This is a genomic window from Ruegeria sp. AE3, from assembly GCF_056542225.1.
Genome location: NZ_JBQFZL010000013.1, coordinates 33,388 through 46,739 on the forward strand (window position 1 = coordinate 33,388; position 13,352 = coordinate 46,739).

15 protein-coding genes are annotated in these 13,352 nt (G+C 56.1%); 3 read left to right on the forward strand and 12 right to left on the reverse strand.

All coding sequences use genetic code 11. The features are described 5' to 3' along the window. Nucleotides 1-5: 5 nt before the first annotated feature. The 10 genes from ACR0NZ_RS17265 to ACR0NZ_RS17310 form a co-directional block, all read right to left on the reverse strand. Nucleotides 6-686, reverse strand: coding sequence for a c-type cytochrome (locus ACR0NZ_RS17265; RefSeq protein ID WP_480495924.1), 681 nt, complete (start codon nucleotides 684-686; stop codon nucleotides 6-8). A gap of 29 nt (nucleotides 687-715) precedes the next feature. Further along, nucleotides 716-1,756 (reverse strand): c-type cytochrome, encoded by a 1,041-nt coding sequence (locus tag ACR0NZ_RS17270; protein WP_480495922.1) that lies wholly within the window; start codon nucleotides 1,754-1,756, stop codon nucleotides 716-718. Then, the gene (gene soxC / locus ACR0NZ_RS17275; protein WP_480495920.1) at nucleotides 1,740-3,011 is read right to left on the reverse strand and encodes a sulfite dehydrogenase; all 1,272 of its coding nucleotides are present in this window, start codon (nucleotides 3,009-3,011) and stop codon (nucleotides 1,740-1,742) included. Before soxC ends, ACR0NZ_RS17270 begins: the two co-directional genes overlap by 17 nt. Nucleotides 3,012-3,076: 65 nt before the next feature. After that, nucleotides 3,077-4,774 (reverse strand): thiosulfohydrolase SoxB, encoded by a 1,698-nt coding sequence (gene soxB / locus ACR0NZ_RS17280; RefSeq protein ID WP_480495918.1) that lies wholly within the window; start codon nucleotides 4,772-4,774, stop codon nucleotides 3,077-3,079. Nucleotides 4,775-4,861: 87 nt separating this feature from the next. Then, nucleotides 4,862-5,707, reverse strand: a complete 846-nt coding sequence (soxA, locus tag ACR0NZ_RS17285) for a sulfur oxidation c-type cytochrome SoxA (RefSeq protein ID WP_480495916.1) — start codon at nucleotides 5,705-5,707, stop codon at nucleotides 4,862-4,864. Nucleotides 5,708-5,776: 69 nt separating this feature from the next. Next, entirely contained in the window at nucleotides 5,777-6,106 is a 330-nt protein-coding gene (gene soxZ, locus ACR0NZ_RS17290) for a thiosulfate oxidation carrier complex protein SoxZ (RefSeq protein WP_480495914.1), read from the reverse strand. A 34-nt stretch (nucleotides 6,107-6,140) separates the two neighbouring features. Beyond that, complete coding sequence (gene soxY / locus ACR0NZ_RS17295; protein WP_480520617.1) at nucleotides 6,141-6,557, reverse strand: thiosulfate oxidation carrier protein SoxY; 417 nt, start codon at nucleotides 6,555-6,557, stop codon at nucleotides 6,141-6,143. Between the two features lie 46 nt (nucleotides 6,558-6,603). Next, nucleotides 6,604-7,080 carry a sulfur oxidation c-type cytochrome SoxX gene (gene soxX, locus ACR0NZ_RS17300; RefSeq protein ID WP_480520619.1) on the reverse strand — a complete coding sequence of 159 codons (477 nt, stop codon included), beginning with the start codon at nucleotides 7,078-7,080 and terminating at the stop codon, nucleotides 6,604-6,606. A 131-nt stretch (nucleotides 7,081-7,211) separates the two neighbouring features. Continuing rightward, nucleotides 7,212-7,790 (reverse strand): thioredoxin family protein, encoded by a 579-nt coding sequence (locus tag ACR0NZ_RS17305; RefSeq protein WP_480520688.1) that lies wholly within the window; start codon nucleotides 7,788-7,790, stop codon nucleotides 7,212-7,214. Between the two features lie 14 nt (nucleotides 7,791-7,804). After that, the gene (locus tag ACR0NZ_RS17310; RefSeq protein ID WP_480520621.1) at nucleotides 7,805-8,545 is read right to left on the reverse strand and encodes a cytochrome c biogenesis CcdA family protein; all 741 of its coding nucleotides are present in this window, start codon (nucleotides 8,543-8,545) and stop codon (nucleotides 7,805-7,807) included. Nucleotides 8,546-8,625: 80 nt separating this feature from the next. On the opposite strand from ACR0NZ_RS17310, the gene ACR0NZ_RS17315 reads away from it, so the two are divergent. The 3 genes from ACR0NZ_RS17315 (at nucleotide 8,626) to ACR0NZ_RS17325 (ending at nucleotide 10,513) form a co-directional block, all read left to right on the forward strand. After that, complete coding sequence (locus ACR0NZ_RS17315) at nucleotides 8,626-9,000, forward strand: hypothetical protein (RefSeq protein WP_480520623.1); 375 nt, start codon at nucleotides 8,626-8,628, stop codon at nucleotides 8,998-9,000. 100 nt (nucleotides 9,001-9,100) lie between these two features. Beyond that, nucleotides 9,101-9,409, forward strand: coding sequence for a metalloregulator ArsR/SmtB family transcription factor (locus ACR0NZ_RS17320; RefSeq protein ID WP_480520690.1), 309 nt, complete (start codon nucleotides 9,101-9,103; stop codon nucleotides 9,407-9,409). 42 nt (nucleotides 9,410-9,451) lie between these two features. Then, nucleotides 9,452-10,513, forward strand: a complete 1,062-nt coding sequence (locus ACR0NZ_RS17325) for a YeeE/YedE family protein (protein ID WP_480520625.1) — start codon at nucleotides 9,452-9,454, stop codon at nucleotides 10,511-10,513. A gap of 92 nt (nucleotides 10,514-10,605) precedes the next feature. Here ACR0NZ_RS17325 and ACR0NZ_RS17330 read toward each other — a convergent pair whose 3' ends face one another. Then, nucleotides 10,606-12,411 carry an ABC transporter ATP-binding protein gene (locus ACR0NZ_RS17330; protein ID WP_480520627.1) on the reverse strand — a complete coding sequence of 602 codons (1,806 nt, stop codon included), beginning with the start codon at nucleotides 12,409-12,411 and terminating at the stop codon, nucleotides 10,606-10,608. Between the two features lies 1 nt (nucleotide 12,412). Next, complete coding sequence (locus ACR0NZ_RS17335) at nucleotides 12,413-13,342, reverse strand: ABC transporter permease subunit (protein WP_209507494.1); 930 nt, start codon at nucleotides 13,340-13,342, stop codon at nucleotides 12,413-12,415. Between the last annotated feature and the right edge of the window lie 10 nt (nucleotides 13,343-13,352).

The window sequence follows — 13,352 nt, forward strand, 5'->3', positions numbered from 1 at the left end:
CATTGTCACTGTGGGTTGTTGAAGTAAGCGGCCAATGCCGCGATCTCATCGCTGCTCAGGCGGCCCGCGATCATCTGCATGACGGGATGGGGCCGCTGCTTGTCCTTGTAGGCGTGCATGGCGACAACGAAATCCTGGTCGGGCCAGTAAACGATCGAGGGAATCCCATCATCGCCTCCCTCTATCTGGTGGCATGTCGTGCATTCGCTGCTCAGATATTCGCCGTATTCCGGATCACCCTGTATCGCGAGGATTTCGGGGTTGACGGAATGGTCCGTTCTCTTTGCCGTTGGGTCGGCTTCGGGGATGTCCTGCGGGTTGTCGGAAAACACACGCAAATAGGCAATTACATTGGCCCGATCTTCCGGGTTCTCGAGCCCACGAAAGCTCATTCTGGTGCCGGATGCGAATGCGCGGGGGTTTTCAATGTAAGCCGACAATGTGTCGGCGTGCCATTCCAGCCCCGAAGTACCTGCACGGATCAGGCTTTTGGAATAGGTGAACTCCTCTAGCCCGGCAGCCCGGCGGCCAAATACACCATTCAGGTGCGGACCGATCCTGTTTTCAGCATCGGCGCCGACCTGATGACATTCTTTGCATTGGGCAAACACAAGTTTGCCGGCTACAGCATCGCCCAAGTCTTCGGTCGCGGTGGCGGCAGTTGTCAGTATACTCGCAGCAAACATGACACCTGTTGCCCACCGCCGCCACATGATCAGCTTCCGAACGACTTCAGGTAAACGATGACCGCGTCGATTTCATCCTGTTTCTTCAGCCCGGCAAAGGACATACGCGTCCCCTTCATGTAGGCTTTAGGCTTGGCCAGAAACGCGGCCATCTCTTCATCCGTCCAGATCAAGCCATCCTCGGCGGCAGCTTTCATGGCCTTGGAGTACTTAAAGCCTTCGACGGCGGCCGCATTGGCACCGGCAACGCCGTTCAATGCCGGACCCGTGCGATGCTTGGCCCCTTCGCCGACCTGATGGCATGACTTGCACTTCTTGAAAACTTTTTCGCCATTTTCGATCATTTCGGGATCAAGTGCTGCTATGTCCTCAGCAGGTTCTTCGACTTCGACGGATGTTTTTTCGTATACAGACGCCTGGTCCGGACTGTCAGCCCCGGCTTCGTCGGGCGTTACATCCAGAACGGCGGCGCGCATGGTGATTTCCACGCCTTCTTTGCAATCCGACATGCATGGCTCGTCCGTCCAGAAATGCGCCTCGGCGGTTTCGCGGTCATCCGCGATGAAACCCCCGGCATTCGGCATTTCCACTTCAAGGAAGTTTTCATGCGACAGCGTGAACTCATCATCAACAATGTCATTTGAATAAAGGATATAGGCGACAATCGCGTAAACTTCGTCAGGCTCCAGCGTTTGTGCGTCTCCAAACGGCATCGAACGGTTCACATAGTCCCATACCGTCGAAAGGTGCGGCCAGTAGGAGCCCACTGTTTTCAGCGGGTCCTTATCTGCAAGCGTGCCCTCGCCGCCCGCCAGTTTCGGCCAATTGCCCACACCTTCTGCAAAATCGCCATGACAGATCGCGCACCGTTCGGTAAAGACCTCTTCACCGGTGAACACGTCGCCGGACCCTTCGGGCAATCCGGTTCCGTCAGGCGCAACGTCGTGGTCCCATGCTGCGATTTCTTCGGGCAACGCAGGGCGCCCAAGTCCAAGCTTGTTTGCATGGGCTGGAACCGCCACGCACAACCCAAGGGCCGAGGCGGCCAATAGCTTACGATACTTCGACATTTTCCGCCTCTCCGTTTTCCTTGATCCACCAGGTCTGGATACAATTGTTGTGGTAGATCGAGTTCTCACCACGCACGTCGCGCAGCTGAGCTTTGCTGGGTTGGACGTAACCGGTCGAATCCTTGGCGCGGGCCTGCAACAGCATCTCTGTACCGTCCCAGTTATGGTCCAAGTAAAACCGGGTCAGCGCCTTGTCTGTTCCGGGGGCCGCCAGACGGGCCGGAACCCAGTTTTTGCCACCATCCACCGACACATCGACGCCGGTAATCGAGCCCCGCCCGGACCAGGCCAACCCGGTGATCACCAACGGCCCCGGCCCATGCGTGATCGGCGCTTGCGGGCTGGGCGAGGTGACGACCGATTTGGCGTCCATTACCCATGTCCATTTGCGTGATGTTCCGTCTTCGAGTGTATCCGTATACTTGGATGTCTCTTCGCGACTTTCGATAGCAATCTCGGTGACCTCGACCCGGCGCAGCCACTTAACCCACATGTTGCCTTCCCAGCCGGGAACGACCAGCCTGACCGGATAGCCGTGTTCTTTGCGCAAAGCCTCTCCATTGGCTTTGAACGCAACAAGTACGTCGTCCATTGCCTTTTCCAGTGGGATTGAGCGGCCGTTCGAGGAAGCATCCGCGCCTTCGACGTAAACCCATTTGCCTTCGGTCTTTACCCCCGCTTCTTCCAGCAGGGTGCGCAGCGGCACACCGGAGTATTCCATGTTGTGGATCATTCCGTGCGTGAACTGCGCGCCGTTGAGCTGCGCACCGGCCCATTCCATACCGGTATTGGCAGCGCATTCGCAGAAATAGATACGGTTTTCACGCGGGAAACGTTCCAGATCTTCATATGTGAAGATCAGCGGAGTTTCGACCAGACCGTTGATCATCAGACGGTAGTCCGCCTTGCTCAGCTCGATCGCACCCGAATGGTGCCGCTCGAACGCGCATCCCTGCGGGGTGATCGTACCGTCCAGCGCGTGGATCGGCGTGAAATTGATCGAACTGATCGTGTCTGCGGTCAACCACTCGACATTGCGCCGTACAACATCACTCTCGAATTGGATTGGCAGGCCGTAGGGGGTTGCATCCACGCCTTCGCCCGTTGACTGTGCCCATTCCTGAACCTGCGTGATCAGCGGGTCAGGGCCTGCGGCGCGCGCCGCTGAGGCTCCGACCGCACCTACGCCAACCGCGGCGGCACCGCTTAGAAACTGGCGACGCGATGGGGCTTTTCCCCTTGGGTTCTCGCTCATCTTGTTTGCCTCCGTCATTCGATCAGCAAATCTTGTATTCAATGTTTGAAGTTCGGTTCGCGCTGTCAGGCTCCGATCACCTCGACCGATGTATTCGGTTCGACAGTTACGGTACCCTGGCTGCGAATGTGGTTTTCGACGACATCCCAGATGGGCGGGCCTTCGGTGCCTTCGTTGACGCTGGCCCAACCGGCCACAACATAGGATTTCGCCGGATCAATCGCCTCACCAGTCTTGAGCAGGGTCATGTCGCTGATCCGCTGCCCTTGCGGTTTGGTCACATCGATACGGTATCCAAGTCCGCCGACACGAACCATGTCGCCACCCTGCTGGTAATAGGGATCGGGGTTAAACAGGTTGTCGCCAACATCCTCGAGGATCACGTGAATGAATTCACCCGTCATTTCCGTGCGATACGCATTCGGATAAGACATCGAGGTGATGTTCCAGATATCCTCACGCGTGATCTCGTGACCGGGCAGAATCGACGGACCCCAGCGCACACCCGGCGACATGGCAATATCCGCCTCGCGCTCGCTGATCAGTGCGTCACAGATCAGATCGTCCCACGTGCCATTGAAGTTTCCGCGGCGATACAGCAGCGAGTCCGTCTTGCCAATCACTTCGCTTAGCGCCGCATCATATGGTGCACGCTGTTCGTTGATCAGGGCCGTGATTGCCGGATCAGGCGCGATGACGTCTGAAAAGATCGGGATCAGCTTGTGCTTCAACCCCATCATCTGGCCATCCCGCACGTCCAGATCAACGCGGCTGACGAACTTGCCGTTCGAGCCGGACGCGATGATATGCGTCTTTTCGACCAGAACCGGTTCAGGCAATGCGTCATGGGTGTGACCGCTCAGGATTACGTCAATCCCCTGAACACGGCTCGCCATCTTCTTATCCACGTCAAAGCCGTTATGGCTGAGGACAACGACCACATCGGAACCGACGTCGCGCACCTCGTCCACCATGGCCTGCATGTTCTCATCCCGGATCCCGAACGAGTATTCCGGGAACATCCAACTGGGGTTGGCAATTGGCATATACGGGAAAGCCTGTCCGATAACGGCAACTTTGGCCCCGCCGCGCTCGAAGAACTTGTAGGGCCTGAATAGTTCCGCAGGTTCATCCCATTCCGCGTCAAAGATATTCTGACCTAGCGCCGCAAAGGGCAAACCTTCGACGATCTCGTTGACCCGCTCGCTGCCCAACGTGAACTCCCAATGGAATGTCATCGCATCGGGCTTGAGTGCATTCATCACGTTGACCATGTCCTGACCCGCCGTCTGATAGCAGGTATACGAGCCATGCCAGGTGTCGCCCCCATCCAGCAACAGCGCATCTGGCCGGTCGGCACGGATGGCGTTGATAACAGTCGAGACCCGGTCAAGCCCTCCGACGCGGCCATACGTTTTTGCCAATGCAGCAAAGTCATTGTAGGTAAGCGCATAGGCGGACGGGCTGCCATCTTCGATTCCGTAAGCCTTGCGAAACGCGGCCCCCGTCACATGCGGCATTTGCCCGCGCGCGTCTCCGATGCCCAAATTGACCTCGGGCTCGCGGAAGTAGATCGGTTTAAGCTGCGCGTGGATATCGGTGATGTGAATCAGGCTGATATTTCCGAAGGTCTCAAATTCCAGCAACTGGTCCTGGCTCAGGCTTTGCTGGGCCGCCAGCCTTGCCCAGTTCCCTAAACCGGATGCCCCATATAGCGCTGAGGCCGCCATGGAGACCTGTAGAAAATCACGTCGCGATATCATCTGTCGGCTTTCCTGTTTCACATATAAATGTGTGAATGTAGTAGAAATGAAAAACCCGCGCCCGACAATCCCGGCGCGGGTTCTTTGTTACTGGCGTACCGACGGCGTTTCGACCGAAAGCCCATTGCCGCGCGATGCTACATAAAGCTCCAGTGCGCGGAATTCGTCCGAGCCTTCTGCAAAGGTTTCAGCGCGTGTATCGCGAATACAGCCGCGGAAGCGATTGTGGCGCGAGATCAGCTTGGCCTGTTTCAGACGATAGGTCGGGAAACCGTTGACCATCCCCTGGCTCAGATGGTCGGCCCGGATCATGTTGCCCCAGTTGTCTTCGTGACAGTTGGCGCAGCTCAACTCCAGCTGACCATATCGTGTGTAGTACATTTCCTTGCCCTGCTCCCAATACGGGGCCGCATCACCATCAATGGCGACATTCATGGGCAATCCACGCGATTGCAGAGCGATCAATGCCACCACACCCTGCATATCCGCACCCGACCACTTCCACGCGTCCGCTTCCATGCGTTCCGTGCGGCACTTGTTGATCAGGTCTTCCATTACCACCAGCTTGCCGGTTTCCGCATCGACCTTGGGCATAGATGCCTGCAACCCCTCAAAGCTTTCCACGTCACTGTGGCAGGACGCGCAGCTTTTGCCAGCCGCCCCATCGACAGTCTGGTACAGGTCCGAGGCCTGATCGACAAATACCATCGCCGGGTTGTCGAAATCGTCGATCTGCAAAGCCTGGGTTTCATCGGTCCTGAAATGCCACCCTGAGTAGATCGTATCGAAGTTCTCGACATGGGCCGGGGCTTCGGTCACCGAAACCATTTCCAGTTCTTCGTTGATCACCAACTTGTCTTCGTCAGGTCCGGCGGCCACTGATACTGGGAATGCCAGAACTGCCGCGATCGCCGTGAGTGCTTTTTTATTCATTGCGTTCCTCCCTTGGGTGATCAGCGCAGGTTTCGCCACCGGCGCTGATCTGCCAGTGCGGTCGAGCCGTCAGGCGATCTCAATCGAGTTTTTTGTGTCGTAAACAGAACCGTCATCGTCATACCACGTGAAGACGAATTCCCCGGCTTCGGGCACGGTTGCATCGAATTGAAAGTACGGGTTTGTCGAAATCGCTGGTTCCATGGCCACGTCTATCACGAGCTGGCCGTTAAACTCGCAGGTGAATCGGTTGATGATCGACCGCGGGATAACGTTGCCTTCCTTGTCCTTTCGCTGACCGCTTTCCATATTGTGGCTAATCAGCGTTTTGATCGTGACTGCTTCGCCAGCAGCGGCTGTTTTTGGAACCTTGACGCGGGGTTTTACACCGGATGCCATTGGTTGTTCTCCTGTTCTTCAGGGCGCGCGGCGATCAGCCGCCGCAGCCGCCAATTGTCACTTTTACGGTTGCCGAGGCCTTGGCAAAGCTGCCATCAGCCATTTTGGCCACAGCAATGACATCCTGCGTTCCGGCAAGTCGAATACGGGTCGAAGCCGCCTGTGCAGCAGCCAGCGGGCCAAAGTTGAACGTGGCAACGCCGGGCTCGGGGTTTCCGGCTGCTACGATCAGGATTGCAGCCGCACCCGGCGCGCTGACTTCGATCGGAACGGTGTTTCCGTTCTCGGCAATTTCCGGCGCCGTCAGTGTCACACCGCCGTCGGCCATGTCTGCACCGCCAGTAAACGCAGCTATCGCGTCTTCCGCAGCCGCATTTGCGCGGAACGGCATCAGGGTCAGGACCGCAGCGCCCAGACCGAGAGCCAGAGTCTCGCGACGAGAAAGTTCCATTTTCAATCTCCTTTGGATCCTCACGAATTCACGCCTGAAAGCGTGATTATTGTTCTTTAAGGGTTGCGAGGAACGCGACGACGTCCTCGATTTCCTGTGAAGTCAGGATTGACGTCAAAGGCCCTGACGGGGCTTTGCCCGTATAGGCGTCGCCCGGGCGGATATATCCGTCATCCTTGTAGAAGGCGGGCATGACCGTTCCGTCAAACGTCATCTTGGCATTTGCAACCAATCCTCGAAGCTCCGCTTCGGACCACCGATCCCCGGCCCCATCCAGCAGCGGACCGACTTCGCCATGGAACGGAATATCCGCCAAGGCCGTGACCTGATGACAGGCCACACAGTTGCCCTTGGATTTCTCGCCCACGATGACCGCACCGTTTGCCGCATCGCCAGCGACGCCGGTCAACGAAGCCTCCACCGCGCCATAATCGTCAAACTGTACGTCTTTTGGTCCTGTTTCTGCCGCGATGGCGGCACTGCCTGTTATGATACAAGCCAAAGTCAAGTGTCTCAGCTTCATGATCCCTCCCATTTGCTACCGCGCCGATGGCGCTTTGCGACCCAAAGCCTCTGTGTACCGTAGTCGACGGGCAGGGTTCATCGCAACATTAAATTCATCTTAATGAATTTTTTTATTTATATTGCGCCGCATCAATCTTGCGAAACATTGTTTCGCTCTTGAATGCGGCGCGCATGATACCGTTGAAAATCTTCCCCATTATCAAGCTCGTACCGTTTTTCATTGACCCAGGTAAAAAGATCGAGGGTCGTTCCCTTCGAGAACGCCCCGGGCATGACCGCAACGGCCGCTTCGATTGCTGTGGCATCCTCTGATACGTCCTCCGGTAAGAAAACCAATGTAGGGGTGAACAGAATCCCCCATTTGCGCATCAGTGATCTTTGCTCGGCTTCTTCTCCGTCAAAATCGGTGGCCAAGGTGCTTCCGTGTAAGTCCAGCTGAACGACAAAGAAGTTTTCTTCGATATACGAAGACAGGTCGGGTTGGGGGAAAACCTCTTCATGCATTTTTTTGCAGTAGATGCAGCCCTGTTGTTCAATGAACAGAACCAGCCGCTTACCTTCCCCCCTCGCCTCTTCAAGGTCTTCACGAAGGTCTTTGAACGTGTCTCGCATCCACGGCGTTTTATGCAGACCGTCATCCCCCAGTTCAGCTGCGGAAACCGCCCCTGCAAACAGCCCTGTAATCAAGAACAGTATTACCCGTGTCATGGTGTCCTCCCGAATTAGCCGATGGCCGCCAGCCAAGGCATGTGATCCAGCATCCATTGTGCGATTAGATTTATGGTATTGGTCGCGATCAGGATGCCAAAAAGAATCAGCAAGACACCCATCGCCTTTTCAATGATTCCCAGATGTTTCCGGAAGCGCGCCATCCATTGCATGAAGGGTCGAACCAAAAAGGCTGCCAGAACAAACGGCGCCGTCATGCCAACCCCATAGACAAACAAAAGCGCGGCACCGCGCCAAGCGGTTTCGGTTCCGGCCGCCATGAACAGGATCGCCGCCAGAACCGGCCCGACGCAAGGCGTCCAGCCAAAGGCAAAAGACAGCCCCAGAACATATGCCCCGATCACGCTTACATTTGTCGTCTTGCCGTTATCTGCACGGAACTGTCGATACAGGAACCCGATACGGAAAAGACCCAGAAAATGCAGGCCCATCGCGATGATGATGAGCGCAGCGATCCATCGCAGAATGTCGAAATACGCGCGTACCATCTGACCAAAGATCGACGCCGTGGCCCCAAGCGCCATGAAGACCGTGATGATCCCGGCGGCAAAAGCTATCGCTGACAGGGTCGCCCGGCGGCGAACATCCGGGGTGATCGTCGAACCAGCCGAAATCTGCTCCATCCCGACACCCGCCAGATAACTTAGGTAGAACGGGACTATGGGCAGAATGCAGGGGGACAGGAAAGACAAAAGCCCCGCGATCAGAGCCCCTGCAAACGTGATGTCGAGCATGGTCAAATCAGTCCTGACAGGCTATTATTCATACATTCAAAATAATAAAGATATACCACCTCGGTCAATCGGAGCTTTTGATGCGTCACGCAATTCAAACATTGTTCGTCATCACATTGTTGATCTGGCCTGCTGCGTCGCGGGCCGAAATGGTGTTGCTGATGGCGGAAGAAGACGGGTGCATGTGGTGCGCCCGCTGGGACGCCGAGATTTCCGAAATCTACCCGCTGACAGCGGAAGGAAAAGTTGCCCCATTGCAACGAACGGACATCCACGCAACCACGCCCGAATGGATTATCCTGGATCGGCCCCTTTTCTATACGCCGACCTTTGTATTGCTGGAGGACGGTCATGAAATCGGCCGGATCGAGGGTTATCCTGGCGAAGACTTTTTCTGGGGGCTATTGGGTGTTTTACTACGTGACGCCGGAGTAATGATCGAGAGCTCTGGTTAAATCCCCAGGATTTACATATACTGTTTTGAATACGTGAAGCCACTAAAGCGAGAGGATCTTGTTGGACAAACAGTCGAAACTGCCCGTGTTCACCAAGGACATGTACAACGAGGACTTGGACAGGATGATGGATAACGCCCAGACGGCGTCCAATTTCCTCAAGGCGATCAGCCATGAGGGGCGGCTGATGATTCTGTGTTATTTGTCATCTGGTGAGAAATCCGTCACGCAGATGGAGGAAATGCTGTCGGCCAGACAGGCTGCCGTTTCCCAACAGTTGTCCCGCCTGCGCTTTGAAGGGCTGGTCAAGACACGACGCGAAGGCAAAACGATCTACTACAGATTGGCGGACGACCGGTCGACTCAGATTCTGGAAGTCGTCTACAATCTTTTCTGTCGGGACAAGTAGAAGCCCGAGAGAAACACCGCCAGCTTTGGGAGGAGACTGGCCATGTTCGAACTTCTGGGAGACGCCAATACAGTTGCGCTGGTCGGTCTGGTCGGCGGCATTGTACTTGGGCTTGCCGCGCGCATTGGGCGGTTCTGCACCTTGGGTGCGATTGAAGATTATCTTTATGCAAATGACGACCGGCGCCTGCGTATGTGGGCCGTCGCGATTGGTGTTGCGATCGTCGGCAGCCATTTGGGCATGGCGTTAGGGTGGATTGATCCACTCAGCACGACCTATATTGCGCAGACGTGGAATCCGATCGGATCGGTCATTGGCGGATTGATGTTCGGATATGGCATGGCCATCAGCGGAAACTGTGGCTATGGCGCGCTCGCGCGCCTTGGCGGCGGTGACCTTCGGTCATTCGTCATTGTCCTGATCGTGGGCCTTTCCGCATATGTGGTCATGTCCGGCCCTCTGGCCTATGTCAGGATCTGGCTTTTTCCCGAAGCCATGGATCTCGGTAATCCACAAAGCGTCAGCTTCCTTGCCGAACGGCTGACGTCGATACCTGCATGGGTTACAGGAACGCTTGTCGGCTCTGCCATAGTAGTGTTTGCCCTGACAAATGATCGTTTTCGTAAATCACCTGCGCAGGTTTTTTGGGGTGCGGCGGTCGGATTGGCAGTCGTTTCAGGCTGGCTTGGCACCAATTGGGTAGCCACACACGGGTTTGACGGTGAGACCTTGCAGACACACACGTTTGCCGCGCCTTTGGGTGATACCGTGTTCTATCTCATGACCGCCTCAGGCAACACGCTCTCGTTTGCGGTCGGTTCGGTTTCAGGGGTTCTGATTGGTACTTTCCTGGGGTCATGGTCAAAAGGTCATTTCCGATGGGAAGCCTGCGAAGATCCACGTGAGCTTAAGCGGCAGATGTTGGGGGCGGCGATAATGGGGCCCGGGGCAATAATTGCGGTTGGATGCAGTGTCGGGCAAGGCATCTCCGCTTTTTCTCTGCTGGCCTATAGCGCGCCCATAACCTTTGCGGCGATCTTTGCCGGAGCAGCTCTTGGCCTGCGACAGCTTGTGTCAGGATTGTCTTTCATTCCCGAACGTTAAGCCCCACCACACGCTGCGGTTTCTTCGAACAGTCCCTGCGCAGGTTTTCGGTGCACGCACCAAGCATCGAAAACCTGCAACAGACCTTTCGATCAGCCATTGGCCATGATGGAATCCAGCGTGTCGTGTTCCGCTACAAAATGGTCTGGTGCGACTTCTTGCAGCTTTGGAACATAATCACTGTGACCGTTGACCAGTCGGCTGGGCAAAAACCGCAACGCGGCTTTGGGATCCAGCGGCGATGGCAGCTCACCCGGCAGTTTAAGGCGCTGCCGCGTCCGCTCTACATCCGGGTCCGGTATCGGCACGGCCGAGATCAGTGATTGAGTATAAGGATGGATCGGCTCCGAGCAGATCACCTCTCCATCACCCATTTCCACAATCCGACCAAGATACAGAACCATGATCCGGTTCGATACCGCACGCACAACCGACAAGTCATGGCTGATGAATATCATCGACAGGCCAAATTCCTGCTGAAGTTCCTTTAGCAGCTCGACAATCTGTGCCTGAATGGAAACGTCGAGCGCTGAAACCGCTTCGTCACAGATAATCAGCCTGGGCTTGTTGATCATCGCCCGTGCAATGCCGACGCGCTGGTTCTGCCCTCCGGACAGCTCGTGCGGGTAACGGTTGATCATGTTGGCCTGTAGACCAACCCGCTCCATCATCTCGGCGACCATCTGTTTGCGTTCCCGGTCCGTCAGATCGGGGCGGTAGGTTTTCAGCGGCTCAGCAATCGACGCTGAAATGGTCATGCGTGGATCAAGACTGGCCAACGGGTCTTGGAACACGATCTGCAGGTCCTTGCGGTATTTGTTCAGCTCGGATCGCTTCAAGCCGACGATCGGATGGCCCAACCAGCTGACGCCGCCCGCGCTGGGTTCGATCAGTTGCAAGACCGCGCGCGCCAGTGTCGATTTTCCGCAACCGGATTCGCCCACGACACCCAGAGTTTCGCCCTTGCGAATATCAAAGCTGACACCGTCGACAGCTTTCAGCGGAACCTTGCGCCCGAACAACCCGCCAGAGACATGAATAGGGAAATGAACCTTGACATCATCGACCTTGAGAAGGGGTTCTTCGGCCTTTTCCAAAGCGCGCGGTGCGTCGCCGGAATCAATCCGGGGCATCGCCTCCAGCAGGGCCCGCGTGTATTCATGTTGCGGATTTCGGAACAGCGCGCGTGTTTCACCGGCTTCGACGAATTCACCCATCCGCATGACCTGAACCCGGTCGCACATGCGCGCAACGACGCCCATGTCATGCGTGATCAGTGCAATTGCGGTGCCCTCATCTTTTTGCAGGTGAACCATCAGGTCAAGGATGTCTGCCTGAACAGTAACATCCAGCGCTGTCGTCGGCTCGTCCGCAATAAGCAGTTTGGGGCTGCACAGCATCGACATCGCAATCATCACACGCTGCCGCATTCCGCCGGATAATTCGTGCGGGAACTGGTCCAGACGACGGCCCGCTTCGGGAATTCGCACCCTGTCCAACCACTCCAGACAGCGCGCGCGCGCCGCGGACCCCTTCAGGCCCTCGTGGACCTGCAGCACTTCGCGCATCTGCTGCCCAATCTTCAGATGTGGTGTCAAAGCGGTCAGAGGATCCTGAAAGATCATGCCAACATCATCGCCGCGGATCTGGTTCAGCTTGTTCACTGGCAGGTTCAATATCTCCTGACCGTTCAGCTTGGCTGACCCGCTGGCGTGTCCGGCAGAGGGCAACAAACCCATAGCGGCCATGAAAGTCTGGCTTTTGCCGGATCCACTTTCACCAACGATACCAAGGCATTCGCCCGGATTGATATCAAAACTGATATCCTTGACCGCCTCGACGACACCATCGGGGGTGTCAAACCGGACGCTCAGGTTCTTTACGGAAAACAGACTCATATCAGCGGTCCTTCGGGTCCAAAGCGTCACGCAGACCATCGCCGATGAAGAACATCGTGATGATAATGGCGACATAGAATGTCAGCGGGAACATCAATTGCCACAGCGTTCCATAGCCCATGGTTCCCGCCCCTTCTGCGATCAGTCTTCCCAGCGACGTGTAAGGTTCGGAAATTCCCAGACCCAGGAATGAGATGAAGCTTTCGGTCAGGATCATTTCGGGCACCAGAAGCGACGCATAGACGATCACGACACCCAGCAGATTAGGCAATATATGGCGATACATGATCGTGAATTCACTGACGCCCGCGGCGCGAGCAGCCTCGATGAATTCGCGGTTCTTCAGGGCAAGCGTCTGCCCGCGAACGATACGTGACATGGTCAGCCATCCAACCGCGCCCAGTGCGATGAAAAGCGTGAAGAAGGATCGCCCGGCAACAACCAGCAGAAGGATGATGATCAGAGTTGTCGGGATAGCCAGAAGGATGTCGACAAAACGCATCATCGCACCATCCGTCCGCCCCCCAAAGTACCCGGCAGTAATGCCATAACACGTTCCAACGATCAGAGCGGTCGCCGCCCCGATCAACCCCACAAGCAGGGACGTCGTGGTTGCCTGAATGACGCGGCTGTACAAATCGCGCCCCAGATCGTCGACACCGAAATAGTGACCCGTTTCCATCGACGGCATTCCCATGCCCCGGACATCGCCCATGACATTCCAGTCGATCTCTTCATTGCTCCAGACGGCAAAATACGGGCCTATGATCGTGAACAACACGATAAGCAGCAGAATGAACACACTGGCCATTGCCGCTTTGTTTCGTACAAAGCGCATACGTGCATCCTGCCAGAGAGAACGTCCCTGAACGGCTGTATAATCGGTGATTTCTTCGGCCAGATGCGCGGCTTTTTGTGATTTTCCTAGCATATCCAGCCCC